Here is a 25,731-nt window from a genome sequence, read left to right on the forward strand (position 1 = left end):
GACCTGCCTGGAGGGCATCGTGCCGGGTTCTGAACTCAGTCCCCAGCATTGGCACGATGCCCACAGACACACCCTGCGAACCCCAACCACTTATCATAACAATATCGCCTTTTTCAGCGTAAACGAATAAATATATTTCTCCTTCATCTTCCGCCCTGTCATCCTCTGGAGGGCCTGGGCGTAGTCTTCAAGCTGAGTGTGGTACAGGTCGATCAGCTTCTGCTCTTCCCCGCGGCGCACACGGTCAGTTTTATAATCTACAAGAACGATCTCATCTTCTTCCAGGAAATAAGCATCAATGATTCCCTGCACCAGCACCCGCTCCTGTGGATCCCAGGATTCATCGATTTCTGCGGCACTTCTGGAAATCACAAACGGCTGCTCACGGAATAAATTGCCTGATAAAGCGGCCCGCTTCATTCTATGTCCAAGCTCGCTTTCCACAAAACTCCGGACATCAGAAATACGGACACAATCAGCCTCCGCCTCAGATAATTTCTTGTTCTCAACCAACGCTTTTACCTGCTCACAAAGCTGTTCCGCACTGTCCGTTTTATTGTACTCCAGGCACTCCATAACACGATGATAGGCAGTACCTCTTGCCGAACCGGTAAACTCCTCCTCAGAGTCCTTTTTCTCCTCCATAAACTTTGGAATCAAAGGAACAATATCCGGTTCAAAATAAACAGCCTCCTCAATATCCGTATCTTCATGATAACTCTTCTTTTTCAAATCAGATACTGTAACCTTCACCGGAATATCCTTACGGTACTCATACGGATACACAAAACCAAACCGCTTCTCCAGTTCCTCCCGGATGCCAGGATCTGTCACTTTTTCACAATCCCAGTGATCAAAAAGGTCATCCTCCATCTGCCCTGCAGCCTGGTCCACCACTTCTGCCTGGGCAAGCATCTGCGCAGTAATCCTTTTCACCTCAAATTCCGACGGATCATCATAAAGAGGATTCTCATGTGACGGAAGCAAACCAAACTCCTCATAAAGCCCATCCATACAACGGTGCCTTGCAAGCGCAGGCAGCACATAATCCCAGTATGTTTTTCCATTCAGCCTTGTTTCCGCCGGAAGAAGCTCCTGCTCATTGTCCCGAAATCTGGACAGAGAAAGCAGTTCTTTTTCCAGATTGGCAATGGTGCCAGTCATGATCAGCTTCTCCTTAGCTCTCGTCAAAGCAACATAAAGGACACGGATTTCCTCTCCCAGACTTTCCTCCAGAAGCCTGCGCCTGATCACCTGTTTATTCAGTGTAGACACGATCATCCGCCGTTCTGGTAAAATCGCATCTGCCCCAAGGCCAAAATCCGGGTGAATAAGAAGACGGGCATTTAAGTCCTGGAAATTGAACTGTTTTCCCATACCAGCAAGGATCACAATTGGAAATTCCAGACCTTTGCTTTTATGGATGGTCATAATTTCCACCGAACCCTCACCTGCGCCGGAAAGATTCACTTCTCCGTAATCGACCTCATATTTCTGCAAATGCTCAATATACCTTACGAAGTTAAAAAGCCCACGGTAACTTGTTTTCTCATAATCCATGGCCTTTTCCACCAGCATGGCAAGGTTGGCACTTCGCTGTGCACCGTTTGGAAGGGCTTTTGCATAATTGCCGTAGCCGGTTCTCCGAAGGACTTCAAGGATCAGCTCATGGACAGGCGTGTAAACTGCAAGGTCCCGCATTTCTGTAAGCAAACGAATAAAACCATGCAGTTTCTCATAAAGCACCTCTTTTTCCAGATCATCTGAACCACTCTCATACTCTTCCAGAAATTCCAGCACACTCTCGTAGATCATCCCATCCGGATGTTCCTCCCTAAGCACAGCCAGTTCCTGTGAAGTACATCCCACCAGCGGGGATCTGAGAACCCCAGTCAGGGGGATATCCTGCAATGGATTGTCGCAAATCTGAAGATAATTCAGGACCGTAACAACTTCAAGAGCAGAAAAATACCCGGTTTTGGATGCTGCATAAACAGGGATTCCATGTGCCCCCAGCACCTCCGTAAAGGTTTCAGACCAGCCGGAAGCGCTGCGAAGAAGGATCACAATATCCCCGTATCTGGCTGGGCGGTATTCCTTCGTCTCCTTATCCAGCACCAGCTCTTTTCCCACAATTTCCTTTATCCTGTGGGAAATAGCAAGAGCTTCCAGTTCACGGGCATCCTGGCCTTCCATCAGATCTTCCAGTTCTTCGGAATCCTTTTCCACAAGAAGAACCTCTGTTGGAAGAAATTCCTCCCTGTTTCCATCCGGGAACTCTGCTCCCGGATAAAGGGCCGCAGCCTCATCATAGGCAATCCCACCAAGATCTTCTCCCATGATCTGACGGAAAATAAAATTGGCACTGTCCAATACCTGGGATCTGCTTCGGAAATTTTTGTGAAGGTCGATACGCTGCTCGTCACTGTCCGTTAAACTGTACTGTTTGTATTTTTTCATAAAAAGCTCTGGTCTGGCCAGACGGAAACGGTAAATACTCTGCTTTACATCCCCAACCATAAAAATATTTTTCCTGCCATCCGCCCAGCCGGCCACACAGTTGGTGATCATCTCCTGCACCAGATTGCTATCCTGGTATTCATCCACCATAACCTCATCATATTTCAGGGAAAGCTCCCGGGCTGCGGCGCTCATGTGATAAACATATTCCTGGCATTCTGGTGCCTTTCCTTTTTCTTCCAAAGAAGCCTCTCCCGTCCCACTGTCAGCCGCTTCCAAATTCTGGTCATTTTCCTCTCGTTCCATAAGGATTTCAAGGGCGAAATGCTCCATATCCGGAAAATCCAGAATGTTCTTTTCCCGTTTCTTTTCCCCATAGAGACGGATAAACTCCCGGGTAAGCTCCACCAGCATTTCTACCGGCTCCAGACAGGACGAAAGCAAAAGAGGAAGCTCCTCTTCTTTCACGGTAAAATACCGGGTGCCAATCTCCTTCAAAATTCCCTTCGCACTTTCACGGATGGCCTTCACCTGCTCTTTTAAGGTGTCGTCCACCGGCTCCTTGGGCTTCTTTGTGGAAAGTCTGGCAAAAGAAGGACTGCCAAGAAGTACTCCCACTCCATCAAAATCCCCAGCCTCTGCTTTCTCCTTTGCATCACGGATAAGAAGCAGATCACTTCCCAGAGCATCGTCATACAGATAGGGACCACCTGGCACAAAGCAAAGCTCCCTTGCTTCTTCTATCAGTGTTTTTGCCTGGTCAAGATCTTCCAGAACATTTTCCCATAACAGTTTCATCCATTCTGAAGCTTTTATGGACTCTAAATCTATGTTTCTATAACAATCTATACATTTTTCCAGCCAGCTGTCAGGATAGGGATTACTCATTGCAGCATGATATAAGGAATAGACCAGCTCCTTGATCCCGTCATCCGTTTTGCCAGACGCATAGCATTCAATAAAATACTTGAACTTCCCGCTGTCCTTTGCATAATAATTTTCCAGAAGCTCTTTCATAACGTCTTCCTTCAGAAGCTTCAGTTCCCCTTCTTCTCCAGTCCGATAACCGGGATCGAGCCCGATCAGGTGAAAATAATTCCGGATCACATAGGCACAAAAGCCATCAATGGTGGTAATCTGCGCAGTGTGGATCAAGGTTGTCTGGCGCTGCAGATGCTCATTATCCGGGTTTTCATAAAGGGCATTTTCAAGTGCATTTGCAATTCGCTCCCGCATCTCCCCCGCTGCAGCTCTTGTAAAGGTCATAATGAGAAGCCGGTCAATGTCAACCGGATGATCCGGATCCATCACCTTCTCAAGGATTCGCTGCACCAGCACAGCGGTTTTGCCAGAGCCTGCGGCAGCACTTACCAGAATGTTCCGGTTTCTTAATTTGATCACCTGTTCCTGCTCTTTCGTCCACTTTACTGCCACTTACTCCACCTCCTTTGCAAAAGCGTCCCATAGTTCCTCATCCGCAAAATTCTTCAATCTGCGGAACTCATATCCAGGTATTTCCATATCAAAACCGCACACGCCACTGTAGGGGCAATAGGTACAGGCATTTTTCTTTCCCAGCATGTACGGAGCCACCTGGGCATCCCCGGACATAATGGACTTCCGGATATGGGAAATCTTGTTCTTTACATACCGGTTCAGAATATCAAACTGTTCCCTTGTTGCCACCGATGAATTCTTGCGGAAGCTTCCGTCCTTGTTAAAGGACACTGGAAGGGATACCAGGGAACTGTCCATTTTTTCTACCAGTTCTCTATCCGCCTGAACAAGGCCATTCATTTTCAGTTCCTTCAGTACCTTTTGCTGGACAGTTTCCAGATCTGCATCCATCTTCTCTTTGATCATAGGATCCTTGATATTATAATAAAAGACGCCTGCAGGGATCACCTCTTTATCCCTGTGTTTGTTTTTTTCTACTGTCAGGGCCCCATCCATATAGATCATCAGCTGAAGCTGCAGTCCATGGTACAGGGACACCAAATCAAAGGAAGTGTTTCCAGTCTTATAGTCAATGACTTTTACGTACAGCTTCCCGTCTTCCGTTTCCATGGTATCCACACGGTCAATCCTTCCTCCCTGGAAAACCACTTCCACGCCTTCTGGCTGAAATTCTCCGCCCTTCAGCTGCTCCTGGATGGCCCACACAGTTCTTCTCACCATCCTCTTGGTGCGCTGGATCATATATTCATTGCGGGCACTGCTTTTCAAAATAGTATTTCCGTAGTCTGCACTTACCTGCTCCACCAGGATATCCGCCATTTCATCCCGCTGTTCATCGGTAAGCTCAGCCAGGGAAAGCTTCTCTTTATTTAATTCCCGGAAAAGCTTTTCCAATACCTTGTGCATAATATTTCCCATATCCATGGCACGAAATTCGTACTCCGCGCGCTCTGTCAGCTTCAGGCCATACTGAAGGAAATGGGCAAATGCACAGGCAGAATAGCGTTCCAGCCGGGTGGCACTGTATGGAGACACTTCCCCGTACAAAACCTTTGCCACACTTTCGCTTATAATATCCGCCGGCTTTCTGGTTCTGGAAGCCTCCACCAGCTTCCTTGCCACTGTCCTATATTTCGGACTTCTAAGATACCAGCTGTAAAGCTCGCTGTATAAAGGATCTCCTTTTCCCAGTGCTCCATCTGCAAGCCCCTTCAGGAAACATTCCAGGCTGGTTCCTGGAATCTCCATGCTGCCAAGAGTAAATTCCTGATCTGCTGCATTTTCCACTTCCAGCTGGGGATAAAGCCCCTGAATGGTGTGGATCAGATAGGCCGGGCTCAGCGGCTCTCCTTTTCCATTGGAAAAACAGTAGGAAAGGCACAGATATTCACTTGGCTTGGTCAGGTTCAGATACAGGTAAAAGCGCTGGGTGTTCATCAGCTCCTTTGGTCCAGGTGCCAGCTCCATGCCTTCCTCTGCGAAAAATTCACGGTCCATCTGGGTAAGCATTCCACCGGAATCCGTATTTTTCGGGATGTTTCCTTCGTTTACTCCCACAAAAAATAAGGCCTTGATCTCTTTCAGACGGGTTCTTTCCATATCTCCGATGAGAACCTGATCCATGCTTGGCGGAATCAGGGCAACCTTTGACTTGGCAAAGCCGGTCTCCAGAAGCTGTACAAATTCGGTTCTTGAAAGCTCTTCTTCTCCAAGGATCTCCACCATACGGTCAAGGAGTTCCATAACAATTCCGTAGATTTGTGCATATTCCTTTTCCAGGGCTTTCTCCCCTTTTTTCTGGAAAAGAAGCTCCTGTTCTTTTAGCTTTTTCTGTATTTCACAGCCGGTGATAAACTGATATAAACTATAACAATATTCACATACTTTCTTTTTTCCACCAGAAAAGCCCTGTGCCAGGATTTCCGTTTCGTTTACAAAACGCTCCCGGTATTCATTCAGGATCTGGATATCCTCTTCCTTCATGGTCCGATAGGTCCGGATCCATTTCTCTGACCATTTCTTATATCCCCGGATTCCAAGGGCAAGCACATAGTTCTCCAGCATGTCCGCTTCTTCTCTTGTAATTCCAGACAGGCCGCACCGCAGATAGCGGAAAACACTTTCATAAGAAAAACCTTTGGTAACCATTTCAAGGGCGGCGCGGATATATTCCACAAAGGGATTCATAAGGATGGTGTGCTTTTCATCCAGGAAATAGGGGATCTGGGATTCCTCAAACACCTGGGAAGCAATACTTTTATAGGCTTCCAGATTCCCGGTGATCACCGCGATCTCGCCGTATTTCAGACCCTCTTCCCGCACCATACGGCGGATCCTTCTGGCAGTCTCTTCCAGTTCTTTTATGGGAGATTCCGCTGCAAATATGCGGATCTCGTCCTGCTTTTTCTCATAGGAGGCTCTCTGGTACCGGAACAGATGTTTTTCCAGGAAGCCAAGGGCAGGTGAATTCTGGAAACGGCCGTGTTCGTCTTCTCTTAACAGAACAGGTTCGTCCAGGTCATTGGTCAGCCCGGATAAAGTGTGGATCATTTTCCGGCTCATATAAAAGAGCTGGTGTGGTTTTCCCATCTGTGAATAATTCTGGGCAGCATCCATGGTAACGGTTACAAGTACCTTGCTGCATACGGCTAAAAGTTCCTGGATCACGTTCATCTGCACAGGGGTAAAGCCTGTAAATCCATCCAGAAGGAGAACTGCATTTCTCAGCTTATTGGAAAATGGGATGGCTTTTCTTAAGGCGTCCATTACACCCTCTCCGGTCATATAATGGCCTTCCAGATACCCAAGGAAAGCCTGATACAAAACTCCCACATCCTGCATTTTCATATGAAGCAAAGATTCTGGTCCTGTTTTTTCCAGCATAGTTTCCAGATCTTCTTCGCGGATGTCGTACTGCATAAACTCAGAGAGCAGGGATTTTACCTCATCCAGATAGCCGGGCTTGTTCATCTGGCTGCCAAGGTAGGGCAAGTTTTTCCGGTGCTGCTGGACTAATTTCTGAAGCACCATGCTCTTTCCTGTGTCATCCAGAAGGACTTCCTGGGCACCGCCCACTTCCTCGAAAATGCGGTAGGCAAGGCGCTCAAAGCTTAGCACGTCAATATTCAGGATTCCTTTTCCAGGGTGCATTTCCACCACATTCTTCTGTGTCTGCATGGTGAACTGCTCCGGGACAATGATGTAGTACAGGCACTGGGGATTTTCCAGGGATTCCTGGATGATGTGCTGGCAGGCATAATGGGTTTTGCCGATACCGGAACTGCCGATAATGAATTGTAGGGACACGTTCTTTCCTCCTAGTATAATAATCGGTGTTACTATTTATCTTATATTCTATCATATTTTCGTTATTTTGATAATAGGATAGAATAAGTAAGTGAATGCCTGGTGTTACCGTTCACTGGTAATGTTCCGCGAGGTGTTTTTTGTGAACAAAGTTCACAGAAAACCTGAGAATTGCGGCGCGAAATCATGCGAATGCATGATTTCTGTGCATCGCGAAGCGTGTTACTGGGCACGAAGTGAACAGTAACTGCCTGGTTTTTCCAGGATTTTTCCATTATAAATGCGAAACAGGAGGCGCAGTCCATGAGTTCGAAAACCAGGATCATCGTGTTACATATGAAGGAAGTGGTGTATACCATCGCCTTTCTGATTCTTGCCATTCTTCTGGGAGTGCTGATCTATTTTATGTTTGGACCGGGAAAAAGTCAGACTACGGCAGCCACAGGGGAGGGACTTTATACACCGGGAATTTACCGAAGCTCTCTTACTTTGAATAAAAATACCTTTGATGTGGAGGTTACGGTAGATCAGAACAGCATCCAGTCCATTGAGCTGGTGAACTTAAGTGAGAGTACCACTGCCATGTTTCCGCTGGTGAAGCCTTCTCTTGAGTCCCTGGCAAGCCAGATTGTGAACAGCCAGTCCCTGGATGACCTGAAGTATTCCACAGATCGGAAATATACGTCGCAGCTGCTTATTTCTGCCATTGAAGATGCACTAAAAAAGGCGGAGAACCATGTCAGTTCTCCGCCGATAGAATGATTTCAATAAACAATCAAATACACACTCTATACAATAATTTTAGCTTTTTTCACACGCTAATCAACATAATAATAAAATCGTTTTATCTAATTTAAATTAGATAAAATAAATTCTCATATTGACTAAAACACAAAAATTAAGTTTCGTGTGAAATATGCAACAAAGCTGGGAGGCACAATATGCTTTATATCTCAATCTCCTCCAGTGCTTCCATCCATACCGCTGCGCTTGCATCACTTGGCATGCGCAGGTCTCCTCTTGGAGACAGCGCCACACTACCAACCTTCGGGCCGTCCGGCAGACAGGAACGCTTGAACTGCTGGGCAAAAAATCTGCGGTAGAAAGTTTTCAGCCATTTCAGGATTGTTGCCTTGTCATAGGTATCTGCAAAGGTACGGCAGGCTATCCGGTAGATCTTGTCCGGCTCAAAACCTGCTCGAAGCATGTAGTACAGATAGAAATCGTGAAGCTCATAAGGTCCAACCAGGTCTTCTGTTTTCTGGGCGATCTTGCCGTCCTTAGGCGGCAGAAGCTCCGGACTTACCGGCGTATCCAAGATGTCCAGAAGTACCTCCTCCAGTTCCTTCTCTCCGCAGGTGTCTGCGTAATAGCGGACAAGGTGTCTTACCAGAGTCTTCGGAACTGAGGCATTTACACCGTACATGGACATGTGGTCTCCATTGTAAGTCGCCCATCCAAGAGCAAGCTCGGAAAGATCTCCGGTTCCCACCAAAAGAGCACCCTCCTGGTTTGCCAGATCCATCAGGATCTGGGTACGCTCTCTGGCCTGGCAGTTCTCGTAAGTTACGTCATGAACAGAATCATCATGTCCGATATCCCGGAAATGAATGTTTACTGCTTCCTTAATATTTACCTCTGTAAGGGTAGCGCCAAGGCACTTGCTTAATTTGCAGGCATTCTGATAAGTCCGGTCTGTAGTGCCAAAGCATGGCATGGTGATACAGCGGATATTCTCAGATGGCAGTCCCATCAGCTGGAAGGTACGTGCGATCACAAGCAGGGCAAGTGTGGAGTCAAGGCCTCCGGAAAGTCCTACCATTGCCTTCTGGCAGTGGATGTGGCTCATGCGCTTCTTAAGTCCCATGGCCTGAATGTTCAGGATCTCTTCACAGCGCATATCCCTCTCTTCTTTTACAGAAGGTACGAAAGGATAAGGGGCAAAATTTCTGGTAAGAGAAGTCTCTTCCACTTCCACCTCAAAAGGTACCATCTGACAGTCAGAATCATCTGCTGCCGGATAGGTAGAAAGTCTTCTTCTCTCATCTGCCAGTCGCTGCACATCGATTTCCCCGTAGATCACCGTATTGTGAAAACGTTTCGCCTCTGCCAGCATAGTGCCGTTCTCCGCGATCAGGTTCTGTCCGCCAAACACCAGATCCTGGGAGGATTCTCCCTCTCCTGCTGTGGCATAAATGTATCCGCACACCAGTCTTGCAGACTGTCCTTTCACCAGGTCACGGCGGTAGGAATCTTTTCCAACCATCTCATCACTTGCGGAAAGATTGACGATAATATGCGCTCCAGACTGTGCAAGATTTACACTTGGAGGAAGGGGAACCCAAAGGTCCTCACAGATCTCCGCGCCAACCGTCAGCTCCGGAAGCTCTTCACATGTAAAGATCAGATTACTTCCGAATGGCACACTTTCCTCACCAACTGTTACATCTGTCCACACATCTTTTCCAGAAGCAAAATGTCTCTGCTCATAAAATTCGTTGTAATTTGGAATGTGAGTTTTCGGAACAAAACCAAGGATATTTCCATGGTTCAATGCTGCTGCCACATTATAAAGCTTGCCATTCATCCGCATTGGCAGTCCCACGAAGATCAGCGCATCTACCTCTTCTGTCTCTTCGGCAATGGTCAGAAGGCTCTCCCATGCGCTGTCCAGAAGTCTTCTCTGAAAAAAAAGATCCTGGCAGGTATAGCCTGTGATACAAAGCTCCGGCAGTACCATGATCTTGGCATGCTGCTCTTCCATTTCATGGATCAGTTCCAGAATTGCCCTGGTGTTTGCCTTGCAGTCTGCAACTGTGATCTGCGGCGTACCTGCCGCTACTTTAATAAATCCCTGATTCATATCCTGTTCCTCTCTCGTCTCAGATTATTTACATCTTCTAAGAATCTCTTTCAGTTCTTCCACAGTAAAGTTATAATTGGTATTGCAGAAATGGCAGTTCATTTCGATTGGCTTGCCTTCCTGGATCATTTCGTTTAACTCTTTTCTGCCAATGCTGATCAGTGCTTTCTCTACTCTTTCTTTGGAGCAGTTGCAGTGGAAACGGGTGTCTGTTTTCTCGTTGATCTGCATGTCAAATCCCTCAAGCACTTTTTCAAGCAGGCTCTCCGGAGTATGTCCTTCTTCTAACAGATTGGTAACAGAGCTGATCTTCTGGACGTTCTGCTCCAGTCTGGAGATGACTTCTTCCTCTGCAAATGGCATAAGCTGTACAATAAATCCGCCAGCCTGGCGTACCGTGTTGTTCTTGTTCATCAGAACACCAAGGCCGACTGCGGACGGCACCTGCTCGCTGGTTGCAAAATAGTAGGTCAGGTCTTCTGCGATCTCGCAGGTCTGCAGCATAACCTGTCCGCTGTATGGCTCTTTCAGCCCCATATCTTTGATCACTGTCAGAAATCCAGGACCAACTGCTCCTGCAACATCCAGTTTGCCTTTGGAATTCGCCGGAATACATACATCCGGGTTTCCTACATAGCCTTTTACATTTCCCTGGGAGTCCGCAGTTACCGTAAGTCCCTGAAGCGGACCGCCAGCCTTGATCTGAAGGGTAAGAACGTCCTTCTCCCCTTTCATCATGGAGCCCATCATAGCTCCTGCCGTGAGAAGTCTTCCCAGCGCCGCAGTGGCTACCGGACTTGTATTGTGATGCTCTCTTGCAGTCTCCACCATCTGGGTAGTCACTGCCGCAAATGCGCGGATCTGATCGTTAGCCGCAGTCGCGCGGATGATATAATCATTCATATGTTTTCTCCAATCTATCTTGTTATCTGATAATTATTTTTCTATATATTCTTCATTTCGGAACTGCATACTACGCTTCGTCATTACGCAGCGATTCCCCATGCTCCCTTACCACAAAGGTAAGTCTTCCACTATCCTCTTTCGGCGGCTCCATGGTATAGGCATCATAAACTGCAAGCAGTTCCATGCCGGCCTTCTTAATAAGCTCTTTGATCTTCTCCAGAGAATACGCCCTCTGATAATGAACTTCCTCATCCTTCTCATAAAGCCCGTCTTCTCTTGGAAGAAACAGCGCCAGCTCATAAGTATTGATCCCGGTTTCCTCATCATAGCTGTTCTCCCAGATAAAGCTGCCCTCATCCCGGTTCTCCGCAATGGTGGTATCCCCGATCATGTTCTTATACTTATAAATGGTGTTCATATCAAACAGAAAAATCCCCTGTGGATCCAGATAATTATTCACCAGGGCAAATACATGCTCCAGTTCCTCTTCTTCTGTTATGTAGTTCAGGCTGTCGCATACGCTCACCACAGCCCGCACAGTTCCATACAATTCAAACTCCTGCATATCCTGAAGAAGATATAAAATGTCATGTCCTGACTCTACACGCTTCTCCATGGCCTCCGCCAGCATTTCCTCGGAATTATCCACTCCGATCATATCGTAACCAGCCTCTGCCAGAAGCTCAGTCATAGTTCCGGTACCGCAGCCAAGATCCAGGACCAGTCCGTCTGTGATTCCATAAGCTGTCAGCTGCTCCTTCAGCCATTTGCCCCAGGTTTCGTAGTCTACATTATCCTGGAACATATCGTAAACTCTGGCAAAATCGCCATAAGCCTGAAAATTATCCATATTCCCTCCAACCGTCACGGACACAGCCATCCTTCCCGGGTAGCTGTGTCCGTGTAAGTCAACTTTTATTATTGTGGTATAACGATTACTCTACAGGCATGTAATATACATCAGCACCTTCACCATGCCAGTAATAATCCACATCGTTCTGATCGTAAACGTCCTCATTGTTTACAAAACGATAGGTATTTCCATCGAAATCTACCCAGTTTCCGTTTCCGTCTGGAGTGATAACAAGCGGATGTCCGTCGGAGTTACGGTAGATGGTTCTGGTCTGGTTGGTATCGGTCAGCTGCTCCTGGGTAAATCCTGCGGAGTTGCTGATGGTTCCATCGCTGCTTCCGTCACTTGATGAAGAAGAATCTGTGGTTCCAGACTGTGAACCGTCTGTAGTGCCATCTGTTGTACCATCTGAAGTGCCAGTCTGTCCATCAGAAGATGTATTGTCACCAGATGTGGCTGGTGCAGCTGCCTTCAGTGTGGAATCTCCAAGGATTCCGAAGGAATCAACGGCTGCCTTAATGCCAGAATAAGAAGCATCATCTACAACAGATCCACAGATATTGTAATACTCATCAGAGCTCTTGTAGATCTTATGGATCGCATAAGTGTAGCCACCGCTCTTTGTGGTGTCTGTGTATTTCACAGTGTAGGAATAAACGCCCACACCTTCTACATCTGTATTGGTGGTATAATCCTGGATTTCGAAATCTGTTCCTTCTGTAAGATCAGAAGCCTGCTCCAGTGCTACTGCCAGATCCTGTGTATCCGGAAGCATTGCAGAAGACATGTCCTCCTCGCCCTGTCCGTGAAGGATCAGGATCTTACCCTGCTCTGGAGATTCAAAGCTGAGCATGTCAGCTTCGTCTGCCTTGTTTGCCCAGGTTGCATCTGGAAGCTTGATGGATACGGCACCGTTGCTGGATGTGTAAGTGCTGTCCTGTACATTCGGTGCGATCGTCGGCTCCGGAGTCGGGGTGGAAGTGGGTTCCGGAGTCGGGGTAGCGTCTACCACAACCTGCTCTTCCGGCTCATCTCCGCCAAAGCTGCAGCCTGTTGCGGCTACAGATACAGTTGCTGCTATAGTTAAGATTGCTAAAATCTTTTTATTCTTCATGGTATCCTCCTTATTTCGCTGCCGTCCACAAAATGACCGGCGGCCTTTTCTCTATAAGTCCCTTACGGGGAGCTATTCACAAATAACATTCTCTACGAACATGGTGAATAACAACCCTCGGGCTATATTTTACAATTTTATTACAAGCCTGTCAATGGATTTCCCAGTGGGGAATCTAAATTTACTGTGAAAATATTATAAACTTTCGTGACGATTTTTATACATTTGCAATAAAAATCCTGGTCAGCAGTATGGATTGCCAATTGTTCAATAACTGCGATGGAACTGCCTTTCCTATATAGATGTATGGCCAGAACGCGGTATGTCCTCTCAGACGTCCCCAACAGGTTCCAGTGACTGGAATTTTACCTGTATTCTACACTTTGTCTGTCACACTTTTGTAATATTTATTTTCCATATTCGTACATATGCAGCTTGTGAAGTGCCCTGGTTGCTGCAATATACCGTCCCTGCTTTGCGATCGGGCTCTGGTCCTTCGACGGAAACAGGGAAAATACCTGGTCGAATTCCAGTCCTTTTGCAAGGTAGAAGGTGGTGACAGTCAGGCCTTTGCAGAAGCTGGTGCTGTCCCGGTGCAGATAGGAGAACCTTTTCTCTGTATCAAAGCCTGTATTTTCCAGCTTTTCTTTCAGAATACGGGCTGCTTCTTTCGCCTCAGCTTCCGTGCGAAGGATCACCGCAGCTGTCTCAAACTGCTCTTCGCCAAGCTGGAGCCTGTTCACGATCTCCTCCAGTGCTGTTTCCATAGCCTGCTTCTTTCCCCCGTTAAAAGACTGTTCCTCCACTGGTTCGCCGTGGCGCTCGAACAGGTCCATATCCGTGATCCCCACAAGCTGATTGGCATAGGAAGCAATCTCTATGGTGTTTCGGTAGCTTTTGTTCATAACGATCTTGCGGATATCTTTTCCGAAAATTTTCGGTAAAAAGCCAAGGACATCCTGGGTCTCGTCTTCCATGGTCTGGGCTTTGTCTCCCAGAATGGTCATGCGGCAGGGGAACATCATCCTGATGATCAGATACTGAAGCCTGGAGTAATCCTGCATTTCGTCCACTACCAGGTGCTTGATGCCGTTGTGGCTGGTCTGGCGAAGGAGGCGGTATTTCATGTAAAGTACCGGATATACATCCTCGTACCGAAGCTTCCGATCCTGAAGCTGTACATGGGGAAGCCCCGGATAACCGCAGCTTTCCAGGAAACGGCTGTAGATCACGTAGAGATCCTGTGTCTCATACATGTTCATAAATTTCTCCATTACAATAGCGCGCTCTTCTTCGTCCATGTCATTGTCCCTGAGTGTCTCTACCTCGTCAATGAAATTCTCTGCCACAGCCTCCATACGGGAAAGCAGAGGAATGTCCTGGAATTTGAAATAGAAAAGGTCGATGATCTCCTCTTCTTTTTTCGTAAAGTTCTTATATTCCACGTCGTGGAAATTCATCAGCTCATCCTCCAAGGAGGTGAGGCAGCCTTCCATCTGGTTCAGAAACTCCCTGGACTGTTTTTCTTTATATAAGGAAGGCATATCCGGGAAATTCAAGCTGCGCTCGATCTGGTCGTAACGGTCCTCACAGTCGGATACGGTGTCTTTCAGCTGTCTGTAGGCAAAAAGGTCGAAACTCATTTCCTTAATATTCTCTTCTCCAAGCTCTGGAAGGATATGGGAAATATAGTCCGAAAAGATGCTGTTTGGCGACAGGATCAGGATATTGGAGGACTTCATATTCTGGCGGTCGTGGTACAATAAATAGGCAATCCTGTGCAGGGCAATGGAAGTCTTACCGCTTCCGGCTGCGCCCTGGATCACCATGATCTTGTCCTTGGTGTTCCGGATAATGGCATTCTGTTCCTTCTGGATGGTACGGACAATATTTTTCAATGCAGTACTGCCACCGCTGCCAAGCTCTGCCATGAGGATCTCATCATCAATCTTCACATCGCTTTCAAACTGGTAGACCATGCGGCCGTTTCGGATCTTATACTGCCACTTGGAGACAATTTCGCCGCAGATGGTTCCAAGAGGGGCCTGGTAGGAAGCGGGGCCTTTGTCATAGTCGTAGAAAAGGCCGCTGACAGGGGCACGCCAGTCGTAAATCAGCGGCGTATGGCCTGCCTCCTCTGCGAAATTTCCAATCCCAATATAGAAAACCTCCGGCTCGTCCTCCCCATCAAATACGAAATCCACCCTGCCGAAGAAAGGAGAATCCAGCATTTTACGAAATCTTTTTCGCAGATGGATCTGCTGCTCGTTGGCATTGATCTGGTGAAGAAGTGCCTGCTGGTTATCGAAATTTTCGTAGCCGTACTGGTCCATCTCGGTGTAATTTTCCCAGTAGTATTCATGCATTCCCTCGATATCCTTCTGGCCTTCCAGAATGGACTCGCTGATACGGGCGATCCTGGTTTTTAATTTATCTGTAACGTATGCAAGAAAAACTGCTCCGTCTTTATTGTCAATTGTCATTTTGTGTACGCTCCTTTTTGGCGGAAACTTTGCTCCATTATACATTATCTGAGAGTAAAAGTACAGACAGCAAATCCATGGATTTCAGCTGTTTATCCACGAAAAAAACAGCAGTTTTTCCGTATATTTTCCGAAAAAACTGCTGCCATCTTTTTCTCTATTTGCTTTTACAGAATGCTTCCAATCTGCTTAGATTGCTTTTACGCGCTCTGCGTCTTATCAAACTGGCTGTTATAAAGATCTGCGTAGAAGCCTTTCTTGGCCAGAAGCTCTTCGTGGCTGCCCTGCTCGATAATATCGCCATCCTTCATAACCAGGATCAGGTCTGCGTCCTTGATGGTGGAAAGTCTGTGGGCGATAACAAAGCTGGTTCTGCCCTTCATCAGGTTATCCATGGCCTTCTGGATCTGCACCTCTGTTCTGGTATCAACAGAAGAGGTGGCTTCATCCAGGATCAGGATCTTGTTATCAGCAAGAATAGCTCTTGCGATGGTGAGAAGCTGTTTCTGTCCCTGGGAAACGTTGCTGGTCTCCTCATCCAGTACCATGTTGTAGCCTCCTGGCTGCTGCATGATAAAGTTGTGGATGTGGGCTGCCTTCGCTGCTGCAATTACCTCTTCGTCCGTGGCATCCAGCCGTCCATAACGGATGTTTTCCATAATGGTTCCAGAGAACAGCCAGGTGTCCTGGAGCACCATACCAAACATTTCATGAAGCTCGCTTCTGTTGAAATCTTTTACATCATGGCCATCTACCCGGATGGAGCCGCTGTTTACATCATAGAAACGCATAAGCAGCTTGACCATGGTGGTTTTTCCAGCACCGGTAGGACCAACGATGGCGATCTTCTGGCCATCTTTGACCTTTGCGGAAAAGTCATGGACAATGATCTTCTCCGGATTGTAGCCAAAGCTTACGTGGTCAAATTCTACATTTCCGTTCAGTCCGTCAATGGAAACAGCGTTCTCTCTGGTGGTTTCCTCTTCCTCCTCATCCAGGAACTCAAACACACGCTCGGAAGCGGCTGCTGAGGACTGGAGCAGGTTGGTGACCTGCGCGATCTGCTGGATGGGCTGGGTAAAGTTACGGATGTACTGGAAGAAGGACTGGATATCTCCCACTTCAATGGCTCCTTTGATGGTAAACCAGCCGCCAAGAAGGGCTACCATAACATATCCAAGGTTTCCAACAAACTGCATGACCGGCATCATGATTCCGGAAAAGAACTGGGATTTCCATGCAGATTCGTAAAGCTTCTGGTTGTCTTTTTCAAATTCGGCAACTGCATCCTCTTCTTTATTAAATACCTTCACTACATTGTGTCCGCCGTAGTTTTCCTCGATCTGGCCGTTTACCTCACCTAAATATTTCTGCTGTGCCTGGAAATATTTCTGGGAGTGTTTCATAACAAAATTGATAATGATCATGGACAGGGGCAGAATGAGAAGGGCTGCCAGAGTCATCCACACGTTGATGGAAAGCATCATCACAAACACACCGACCAGGGTGGTAACAGATGTGATCAGCTGGGTAATACTCTGGTTCAGGCTCATCTGAAGGGTATCCACATCATTTGTAACACGGGAAAGGATTTCTCCGTTTGTCCGGCTCTCGTAATAATTCATTGGGAGACGGCTGAATTTCTTTGAAATATCTTTTCGTAAATTGTAGGTAACATCATTGGAAATTCCGGTCATCACATAGCCCTGGATAAAGGAGAAGCAGGCACTTGCCACATACAGTCCCAATGTCCACATAAGAATGTATCCGATTTTTCCAAAATCAATGCTTCCTGTACCGTTTACCTTGGCTACCAGTCCGTTAAAAAGCTCAGTGGTTGCTTTTCCAAGGATCTTCGGGCCTACAATATTAAAAATAGTTCCTGCAATTGCAAATAAGAACATGAGAATGAAACGGAATTTATAGCGTTCCATGTATTTTACAAGCCGTTTCATTGCTCCTTTAAAGTCTTTTGCCTTTTCCCCGGAGTTCATTGCACGGCTCCGGTGGCCGCCCATCATAGGGCCTCTGGCTCTGTTTTCACTCATGCTAATTCCTCCTCTGAAAGCTGTGACATGGCGATCTGACGGTAAACCTCGCAGTTCTTCATCAGCTCCTTGTGGGTGCCGATACCGGCCATATTTCCGTCATCCAGTACAATGATCTGGTCTGCATTCAGGATGGTACTGATTCGCTGTGCCACGATAATGGTGGTAATGTCCTTTGTCTTCTCCTTCAGGGCCTGGCGGAGCTTACTGTCTGTCTTGAAGTCAAGAGCGGAAAAGCTGTCGTCAAAGATCAGGATCTCCGGCTTCTTGGCAATGGCTCTTGCAATGGAAAGACGCTGCTTCTGGCCTCCGGATACATTGTTTCCTCCCTGGGAAATAGGTGCTTTGTAGCCTTCCGGTTTCGCTTCAATAAAGTCATCGGACTGTGCGATCTGAGCTGCCAGTTTTACATCTTCCTCTGGCATATCCGGCTTACCGTAACGAATGTTGGAATCGATGGTTCCAGAGAACAGGACACCCTTCTGAGGTACATAGCCCAGACGGTCACGAAGCTCATGCTGAGTCATATTTCGTACATCCACACCATCTACTTTTACACAGCCCTTCGTTGCATCATAAAATCTGGGGATCAGGTTGATCAGTGTACTCTTGCCGCTTCCGGTACTTCCGATGATGGCAACAGTCTGGCCTTTTTCTGCCTTAAAGGTAATATCGTTGATGACATTTTCCCCGGCTTCCGGATAAGCGAAGCTTACATGGTCAAATTCTACAGTTCCTTTTTCCTGTCTGTCCGGGACGACCGGCTCTTCCGGATCATTTACAGATGGCTCCATCTCCAGAACTTCACAGATACGTCCGGCTGCAACATTTGCTCTTGGAAGCATAATGGAGATTGCCGTGATCATCAGGAAGGACATGATGATCTGCATTGCATACTGGATAAATGCCATCATGTTTCCTACCTGCATAGTTCCGTTGTCAACGCCATGTGCACCGAAATAGATAATCGCTACAGATACACCGTTCATGATCAGCATCATGATCGGCATCATAAATGTCATACAGCGGTTTACAAACAGGTTTGTCTTTGTCAGATCCATATTTGCTTTTTCAAAGCGCTCTTCCTCATGCTTCTCACGGCTGAACGCGCGGATAACCGGGATTCCGGTAAGGATTTCCCTGGTTACCAGGTTCAAACGGTCAATGAGAGTCTGCAGCCTTGTGAATTTCGGCATTGCAATCTGAAACAGTACAAAAATAACAATCAGAATGATGGCTACTGCAGCTCCAAGGATCCAGGTCATAGAGGAATCGGTCTGGAGAACCTTGATCACGCCTCCGATGCCAAGGATGGGCGCATACAGAACGATTCTGAACATCATGGTCATAACCTGCTGTACCTGCTGCACATCGTTGGTACTTCGCGTGATCAGGGATGCAGTGGAAAATTTATGATATTCGTTACTGGAGAAATGAATGACCTTGCGGTATACATTATCTCGCAGATCATGTCCAAGGGCTGCTGCCACTCTTGCTGAAAGGAAGGTAACACTTACTGCGGCCAGCATGATCACCAGCGCCATCAGAACCATCTGGATCCCGGATGTCCGGATGTAATTCATCTGAATTGCATCCAGATTCTCGCCCATAGCTTCGTATTCTGCTTTCACACCACTGACAGCGGCCTGTGTAATAATGGATTCCGGCATGTCGGAAAGCTTCTCATCTGCAGCCTCCAGCATCTGTTTTTTCGCATCCTCCGGCATTGCTGACAGAACCTGCATTGGGTCCGTTCCTTCCGGTACCTGCATCTGGGAAAGCATTTTCTGGCTCTCTTCACTGCCAGAGGTAAAAGAGGTGTACATCATCAGAGGTTTGCACAGAAGATCGTTTAATTCCTCACGTTTATCCCCTGTAATGCCATCTTTCAGTTCATAGGTGTCTCCATCCAGAACATAAGCGTTCTGAACTTCTTTCTGTGTATCTTCGTCCATAAAGATCTGCAGGTTCTCCATGGTGCTCTGGCGCATTTTTTCCGGAACACCGTTGGGGATACCGCCCTGCTGGATACCTACATTGATGATCTTGGAGGTATAATCCGGCAAGGACAGATCACAGTATGCCTGCAAAAACAGCAGTCCAATGATCAGGGCGATGTAGCCTGCTGATTTTTTCAGATATTTCATTAATTTAATCATGCCTTAGTTGTCCTTTCTTGTTGTTTTAGTTTTTACTCTTTATGGCAGAAATGCCGCATAGGCAGGGGCATTTCTTCCGGGGAAAGCTCCGGGCCTGGCATTGCTGCAATGTTTTCTTTGATCTGTACACAGAAACGCTTCATCAGGCACAACTCACTTTCGGAAAATCCGGTCAGAAGATATTCTTCCCCTTCTTTTGCCATACGCATGCCTTCTTTAATGATCGCTCTGCCTTCCTCGGTAAGATAGATCCGGCTTATACGCTGGTCTTTTTCATCCTGCTTCCGGACTATGATACCGGTCTTTTCCAGACGCTGGATGCTTACGGTAACCGTAGGCGGCTTCACACCTAACTGGCTGGCCAGTTCTTTCTGGCTGCATCCGTCTTCTTTCCACAAAACTGCCAGGATTGGCATCTGTCTTGGATGGATTCCCAGATTCTTTAGTTTGCCAAAGCATTTTTCCATATACATGCGGCTGATCTCCATGATCAGACGTTGAATACTTTTCTCATTGTCGTTTTCCAAATTCTCACCTCACTTGCTGTTTGGAATCGTAATACATGGAAGATTAAGATTCCGCTGCACAAAATTTCAGGCTGCTGTTTCAGACCTGAACAGTAGTTTTTTCAGCTCTCTCAAATTAGTTAGCCGACTAATTTTATAGTTTATACTTTCTTCCAAAAAATGCAATTGTTTTTTGTGCAGTTTATAAAGTTTTAAGATTTATTGATTCAAGATTATGGAATTTTGAAGATATGTTTGTTTTGCCCGGCTAATTATTATGGAGCATCTGCAAGCGTTAACTTTGACGCGTTGCCCGCGCAAGAAAGAATCCTGCTTTGCAGGATTCTTTCTTGCGGCGGGTCGCCCTCGGCGACATCTACCTTTCCGCCGCAGTGCGATCCTGCCCGGTAGGGCTTTTTTATGTACTAGGGAATTCCAACGGAATTTCCTAGTACATAAAAAAATACCGCCTGCCAACCTGGTTTCACAGGTTTGGCAAGCGGTATTGAATGATTGCATATGAAAGATTCAGATAAACTGATTGGTCTCTTCGTCGTAGTGATAGTCGATGGAATCCATCTTATCCAGCAGTGATTCCTTGTTCAGGCCGCGACAGGTGCACAGGGCGTCCAGGGAATCATAGTAGTCCCGAAGCTGGGTGTTTACGTAACTAAGCAGAATCATAGGATCTTTTGGTATCATAAGATTGGTTCTCCTTTGCGTTTTATTACTGTCCATACATGTAACAGCAACTTTTTATTGATGGTTTTCCATGGACGCACAGATAGCAGCATTAACTTTTCGCATATTTTAAGTTGATTCACTGCATTTCTCTATTCGTCATCTTACTTCACTTTAACCACATACTCTCCATTCTCAAGATCCAATACCAGTGTATCTCCCGTATGAACCTCACCAGAAAGGATCTTACGTGCAGTCAATGTCTCCACATATTTCTGGAGATAACGTTTCAGCGGTCTTGCACCGTAGACAGGATCATAACCATTTTCAATAACATCTTTCTTGGCTGCATCTGTCAGCTCCAGGGAAAGCTCCTGGTCGGCAAGACGGTCGTTCAGCTCTTTTACCATCAGGTCAACGATACTACCGATGTTGTCTTTTGTCAATGGTTTGAACATGATGATCTCATCCAGACGGTTCAGGAATTCTGGACGGAAATGTCCGCGCAGGTCATCCATAACCTCTTTCTGTGCCTCTTCCTTAATCTCGCCGTTTTCATCAATGCCATCCAGCAGATACGGGGATCCGATATTGGAAGTCATGATCAGAATGGTGTTCTTGAAGTCCACAGTACGTCCCTGGGAATCAGTGATACGGCCGTCATCCAGGACCTGCAGAAGCACATTGAATACATCCGGATGTGCTTTCTCAATCTCATCAAAAAGAACTACACTGTATGGTTTCCGGCGTACGGCCTCTGTAAGCTGTCCGCCTTCCTCATATCCTACATATCCCGGAGGCGCTCCGATCAGTCTGGATACAGAATATTTCTCCATATACTCACTCATATCAATACGGACCATATTCTGCTCATCATCGAAAAGTGTCTGGGCAAGGGTTTTGGCAAGCTCTGTTTTACCAACACCGGTAGGTCCAAGGAACAGGAAGGAACCGATTGGCTTGGTAGGATCTTTGATTCCTGCTTTGGAACGAAGGATGGCATCGGTTACACGGCGTACACCCTCGTCCTGACCGATAACACGTTTGTGGAGCTCATCTTCCAGATGAAGCAGTTTGGCACGCTCTCCCTCTGTCAGTCTTGCTACCGGAATGCCGGTCCAGCGGGAAATGATCCTTGCGATTTCATCGTCTGTTACTACCTCGTGAACAAGGCTTCTGTCGCTCTCTTTTGTATTGCGTTCTTCGATTTCCAGCTGCTGCTGTAATGTCGGCAGCTCGCCATACTGCAGTTCGGAAGCTTTCTCCAGATCATAGTTCTGTCTTGCAATCTGGATCTGTTTGTTCATATCCTCAATCTGTTCACGAAGCTTCTGAAGCTTCTCTACAGAATGTTTCTCATTCTCCCACTGAGCTTTCTGGGTGTTGAAAGAATCCTGCATTTCCGCAAGCTCCTTCTGGAGCTCTTCCAGACGCTCTTTACTTAAATTATCGGTCTCCTTCTTCAGAGACAGCTCTTCCATTTTCATCTGATCGATTTTACGGCGCTGCTCATCCAGCTCAGTTGGCATGGAATCCAGCTCTGTTTTGATCAGAGCACAGGCCTCATCTACCAGGTCAATTGCCTTATCCGGAAGAAAACGGTCTGTAATATAGCGATGTGAAAGTGTTGCAGCTGCAACAAGTGCACTGTCTGTGATTTTAACACCATGGAATACTTCGTAACGTTCTCTCAGACCACGAAGGATAGAAATGGTATCCTCCACAGTTGGCTCATCTACCATAACAGGCTGAAAACGACGTTCCAGTGCAGCATCCTTCTCAATATACTGACGGTATTCGTCTAATGTAGTGGCACCGATACAATGAAGCTCGCCACGGGCAAGCATTGGTTTCAGCATATTGCTGGCGTCCATTGCGCCATCCGTCTTACCTGCGCCAACGATCAGGTGAAGCTCATCAATAAACAGGATGATCTGACCTTCGCTCTTTTTCACCTCTTCCAGAACTGCTTTCAGACGTTCCTCAAATTCACCACGGTATTTGGCACCTGCTACCAGGGCGCCCATATCCAGGGCAAAAATTTTCTTATCCTTCAGTGCTTCCGGAACATCTCCTGCTACAATTCGCTGTGCAAGACCTTCCACAGCGGCTGTTTTACCAACACCAGGTTCACCGATGAGAACCGGATTGTTCTTGGTCTTACGGGAAAGAATACGGATCACATTCCGGATCTCACTGTCACGTCCAATGACCGGATCCAGCTTCTGGCTTCTTGCCTTTTCCACAAGATCTTCGCCATATTTATTTAAAGTATCATAAGTGGCTTCCGGATTGTCGCTTACTACACGCTGGTTTCCACGTACTGTGGAAAGTGCCTGCAGGAAGCGCTCTTTGGTAATGCCAAATTCGCTCCAGATTTTCTTCATGCTGGGGCTTGGATATTTCAGCAGGGACAGGAAAAGATGCTCTACGGATACGTATTCATCTCCCATTGCCTTAGCTTCATCTTCTGCATTTACCAAAGCCTTATTCAGATACTGTCCGAATCTGAGTTCTCCGCCGGATACCTTTACCTTGGCATCCAGAGCTTTCTTTACAGTATCAATAAAATAATCTTTATTTATTTCCATTTTCTCAATCAGTTTGAGAATCAGGCTGTCTTCCTGTGTCAGGAGGGTATATAACAGATGCTCCTGTTCGATTTCCTGATTGCCGTATTCGTAAGCAACCTTCTCCAGATCCTGAACAGCCTGTACGGATTTCTGCGTAAATTTGCTGATGTTCATAGGCTCTCCTCCTTCAGCTTGGGTGAATGAAAATAATTCCACCCACCTATTTTTATATATAAAACGCAGCTGCCGCGGCTCTTTAAAAAAGTAACTCGCAGGGGCTGCGTTTTGTATAGGTAGTTTCTTATTACGGTTTTTAATATATCACTGATTGTTAGCACTGTCAAGAGGTGAGTGCTAATTGTTTTGTAAAAAATATGTGAAACCTTTTGTTTATTTTTTCGCTTCTCTTTTACTAGATACCAAATGCCATATTGCAAGGACTGGATGGTATAATAACATCTTTGGTCCTGAAAAACGCATGACCTGTCGAATCTGTTCTCTCATTTCTGGCTTATAACAATGTACCTTACAGTTCGCACAAAACGTTTTTTCTTCCATAAATGGACACTTCTGACTTCTTTGTTTTGCATAATCCGAAAGCCTTTGACAGTCAGGACACATCTTCCCCTCCTGTCTTTTTTCTTTCGGATGGTTTTTCCAGCAGTACAGACGGATCATTTCTTCTACAACATATTGTTCTTTTTGCCGTTTCTTTTCAGTTTTATTCATCTTACTATTCCGCTTCTGCACCTTTCAGTACCTCTTCTCCTGGTTTTAAAGTTTTCACTCTCAGGAAGAAATATAACAGGTGGCATACCCAAACCACTGCGATACAAATTCTTCCAATCACTACATTCTTCATGCAGATAAAGCCGATTGCCATGACTACCGTTACCATTCCGATAATCTTGCATTTAGTCCCTCTTGTCATGGCTCTTTTCTGAATAAAACTGTCCAGATGTTTCTTATATAAATTTTTTTCTACAAACCAGTCGTGCAATTTCTTTGAACTCTTTGCAAAGCAAAACAGTGTTGCCATATAAAACGGAACGGTTGGCAGAATAGGAAGTACAATTCCTATCGTACCAAGTCCCAGGCAAAGAAAGCCAAGCACGATCCATATTACTTTTAAAGGATTTTTCATCTTCTTTCTGTTCTCCTGTGGGAGTTTTCCTTCCCTTTATTTACTATCATTCTGATATATCAACACAAGCCTATAACACTATTTCTCATAACCAGAATCCTCCTTTTCATGTTATGGTATCAGCTTTTTGCTAATAAATTTTTAATTATGATTACTTGAGTTCTATAAGAATATTTTTAGTTACCCGTGTCTAACTCATAATTTGAAAGATATCATACTTTGCCATCCAATGTCAACACTATTATCGTACAAATTTGTTGCTTGAATTTCAGCAAAAACACCGTAAATGTGTAATGTAATAGTAAAACATCACAAAAACCGAATGCAAATTTTGTAATGGGTTATACGCTTAACCTTTGTAAATTTCCCATTTATAAGGTACCATATAACCATAATATCTCAGAAGAAGGACTGGAAATGACACAGAACAGGATTAGAATCGTAGATGTTGCAGATGCGTTAGAAATCGTGTTACCAGCTGATTTGATAAAAAGGAAAAGTACGAGGAAATTAACAAGAAACAAAAGAAGTATGGTGCAGTTTTGATGTATCGTTAATTATCTTTAGAAAGCGTAAATGGATAATTAGTTTATGCTGATTTATTTCTCAAAAATACAGTCGCAAAAACTCATAAGTAATGTTTTCACGACTGTCTTAGATTTGCAAATTATTTAATTCAGATATTCACCAACCGGAGAAGAATTGTACTGTTTCTTAATTTCGATCACAATAGAACCGTCTTCATTCGTTTTTTCTGATAAGATTTTGTACTTTGCACCGCTCTTATCCAACTGCTCTTTGTACTTTTCATACTCCTGTACAACTGCCTTTTTTGCATACTCTGTCGTTTCCCCGTCATGGTTGGAAAAACACAATGTCTGAGTGATACACGCTGCTTTAATTCTTTTCATTATAGCTACCTCTCTTTCATTTTACAGATACATCACATTAAAAAAGGGATCTTTCACTCAGTAAATTTGAATGAAATGACCCCTGATTTTCATGTAAATTGTACTTGGTTTTTATGTACTTATTATACTTTATTTTTTTCAAAAATGTAAGTAAACCTATATTATTCACGGCACAGCCGTGAAAGTGGCTGAAAGCCATATAGTTACTGTATTTTGCTGAATATTGCTTTTCACCTATCAAGTGAATGAAAAAAGAGCATCCATTT

Annotated in this window: 16 protein-coding genes; 1 reads left to right on the forward strand and 15 read right to left on the reverse strand. The window is 45.8% G+C overall.

Annotation, left to right across the window (positions count from 1 at the left end; genetic code table 11):
* Positions 1-93 precede the first annotated feature (93 nt).
* Both addA and addB read right to left on the reverse strand, forming a co-directional pair.
* Positions 94-3,894 (reverse strand): helicase-exonuclease AddAB subunit AddA, encoded by a 3,801-nt coding sequence (gene addA / locus ACTQ50_RS15150; RefSeq protein ID WP_441484884.1) that lies wholly within the window; start codon positions 3,892-3,894, stop codon positions 94-96.
* A complete protein-coding gene (gene addB / locus ACTQ50_RS15155; RefSeq protein WP_441484885.1) occupies positions 3,895-7,224 on the reverse strand; it encodes a helicase-exonuclease AddAB subunit AddB in 3,330 nt (1,109 codons plus the stop codon). It abuts the gene before it with no gap.
* Between the two features lie 303 nt (positions 7,225-7,527).
* On the opposite strand from addB, the gene ACTQ50_RS15160 reads away from it, so the two are divergent.
* Positions 7,528-7,986: an FMN-binding protein gene (locus tag ACTQ50_RS15160; protein ID WP_441484886.1), complete on the forward strand. Its 459-nt coding sequence runs from the start codon at positions 7,528-7,530 to the stop codon at positions 7,984-7,986.
* 184 nt (positions 7,987-8,170) lie between these two features.
* On the opposite strand, the gene ACTQ50_RS15165 is transcribed toward ACTQ50_RS15160, so the two are convergent.
* The 13 genes from ACTQ50_RS15165 to ACTQ50_RS15225 form a co-directional block, all read right to left on the reverse strand.
* Positions 8,171-10,087: an NAD(+) synthase gene (locus ACTQ50_RS15165; protein WP_441484887.1), complete on the reverse strand. Its 1,917-nt coding sequence runs from the start codon at positions 10,085-10,087 to the stop codon at positions 8,171-8,173.
* A gap of 24 nt (positions 10,088-10,111) precedes the next feature.
* Complete coding sequence (gene hslO / locus ACTQ50_RS15170; RefSeq protein ID WP_226817900.1) at positions 10,112-10,990, reverse strand: Hsp33 family molecular chaperone HslO; 879 nt, start codon at positions 10,988-10,990, stop codon at positions 10,112-10,114.
* Between the two features lie 70 nt (positions 10,991-11,060).
* Positions 11,061-11,843, reverse strand: coding sequence for a class I SAM-dependent DNA methyltransferase (locus ACTQ50_RS15175; protein ID WP_441484888.1), 783 nt, complete (start codon positions 11,841-11,843; stop codon positions 11,061-11,063).
* 85 nt (positions 11,844-11,928) lie between these two features.
* The gene (locus tag ACTQ50_RS15180) at positions 11,929-12,960 is read right to left on the reverse strand and encodes a hypothetical protein (protein WP_441484889.1); all 1,032 of its coding nucleotides are present in this window, start codon (positions 12,958-12,960) and stop codon (positions 11,929-11,931) included.
* A gap of 407 nt (positions 12,961-13,367) precedes the next feature.
* Positions 13,368-15,443, reverse strand: a complete 2,076-nt coding sequence (locus ACTQ50_RS15185) for a HelD family protein (RefSeq protein ID WP_441484890.1) — start codon at positions 15,441-15,443, stop codon at positions 13,368-13,370.
* Between the two features lie 200 nt (positions 15,444-15,643).
* Complete coding sequence (locus ACTQ50_RS15190) at positions 15,644-17,491, reverse strand: ABC transporter ATP-binding protein (protein ID WP_441484891.1); 1,848 nt, start codon at positions 17,489-17,491, stop codon at positions 15,644-15,646.
* Complete coding sequence (locus ACTQ50_RS15195; protein ID WP_441484892.1) at positions 17,488-19,650, reverse strand: ABC transporter ATP-binding protein; 2,163 nt, start codon at positions 19,648-19,650, stop codon at positions 17,488-17,490. Before ACTQ50_RS15195 ends, ACTQ50_RS15190 begins: the two co-directional genes overlap by 4 nt.
* Before the next feature lie 32 nt (positions 19,651-19,682).
* Positions 19,683-20,177: a MarR family winged helix-turn-helix transcriptional regulator gene (locus tag ACTQ50_RS15200; protein WP_441484893.1), complete on the reverse strand. Its 495-nt coding sequence runs from the start codon at positions 20,175-20,177 to the stop codon at positions 19,683-19,685.
* Positions 20,178-20,684: 507 nt separating this feature from the next.
* The gene (locus tag ACTQ50_RS15205) at positions 20,685-20,858 is read right to left on the reverse strand and encodes a DUF4250 domain-containing protein (protein WP_441484894.1); all 174 of its coding nucleotides are present in this window, start codon (positions 20,856-20,858) and stop codon (positions 20,685-20,687) included.
* A gap of 143 nt (positions 20,859-21,001) precedes the next feature.
* Positions 21,002-23,584, reverse strand: coding sequence for an ATP-dependent chaperone ClpB (clpB, locus tag ACTQ50_RS15210; RefSeq protein ID WP_441484895.1), 2,583 nt, complete (start codon positions 23,582-23,584; stop codon positions 21,002-21,004).
* A 216-nt stretch (positions 23,585-23,800) separates the two neighbouring features.
* Complete coding sequence (locus ACTQ50_RS15215; protein ID WP_441484896.1) at positions 23,801-24,139, reverse strand: nitrous oxide-stimulated promoter family protein; 339 nt, start codon at positions 24,137-24,139, stop codon at positions 23,801-23,803.
* Between the two features lie 4 nt (positions 24,140-24,143).
* A complete protein-coding gene (locus ACTQ50_RS15220; RefSeq protein WP_441484897.1) occupies positions 24,144-24,554 on the reverse strand; it encodes a YbaN family protein in 411 nt (136 codons plus the stop codon).
* Between the two features lie 671 nt (positions 24,555-25,225).
* A complete protein-coding gene (locus ACTQ50_RS15225) occupies positions 25,226-25,465 on the reverse strand; it encodes a hypothetical protein (protein WP_441484898.1) in 240 nt (79 codons plus the stop codon).
* Positions 25,466-25,731 lie beyond the last annotated feature (266 nt).

It is taken from the genome of Blautia sp. Sow4_E7, from assembly GCF_052116245.1.
Classification (GTDB): domain Bacteria; phylum Bacillota; class Clostridia; order Lachnospirales; family Lachnospiraceae; genus Blautia_A.

Coding starts and splice junctions, on each gene's coding strand:
- ACTQ50_RS15215 (WP_441484896.1), bottom strand. CDS start 24,139: ATGAATAAAACTGAAAAGAAACGGCAAAAAGAACAATATGTTGTAGAA.
- ACTQ50_RS15160 (WP_441484886.1), top strand. CDS start 7,528: ATGAGTTCGAAAACCAGGATCATCGTGTTACATATGAAGGAAGTGGTG.
- ACTQ50_RS15185 (WP_441484890.1), bottom strand. CDS start 15,443: ATGACAATTGACAATAAAGACGGAGCAGTTTTTCTTGCATACGTTACA.
- ACTQ50_RS15220 (WP_441484897.1), bottom strand. CDS start 24,554: ATGAAAAATCCTTTAAAAGTAATATGGATCGTGCTTGGCTTTCTTTGC.
- ACTQ50_RS15165 (WP_441484887.1), bottom strand. CDS start 10,087: ATGAATCAGGGATTTATTAAAGTAGCGGCAGGTACGCCGCAGATCACA.
- ACTQ50_RS15180 (WP_441484889.1), bottom strand. CDS start 12,960: ATGAAGAATAAAAAGATTTTAGCAATCTTAACTATAGCAGCAACTGTA.
- ACTQ50_RS15190 (WP_441484891.1), bottom strand. CDS start 17,491: ATGAGTGAAAACAGAGCCAGAGGCCCTATGATGGGCGGCCACCGGAGC.
- ACTQ50_RS15225 (WP_441484898.1), bottom strand. CDS start 25,465: ATGAAAAGAATTAAAGCAGCGTGTATCACTCAGACATTGTGTTTTTCC.
- clpB (WP_441484895.1), bottom strand. CDS start 23,584: ATGAACATCAGCAAATTTACGCAGAAATCCGTACAGGCTGTTCAGGAT.
- ACTQ50_RS15205 (WP_441484894.1), bottom strand. CDS start 20,858: ATGATACCAAAAGATCCTATGATTCTGCTTAGTTACGTAAACACCCAG.
- hslO (WP_226817900.1), bottom strand. CDS start 10,990: ATGAATGATTATATCATCCGCGCGACTGCGGCTAACGATCAGATCCGC.
- ACTQ50_RS15175 (WP_441484888.1), bottom strand. CDS start 11,843: ATGGATAATTTTCAGGCTTATGGCGATTTTGCCAGAGTTTACGATATG.
- ACTQ50_RS15195 (WP_441484892.1), bottom strand. CDS start 19,650: ATGATTAAATTAATGAAATATCTGAAAAAATCAGCAGGCTACATCGCC.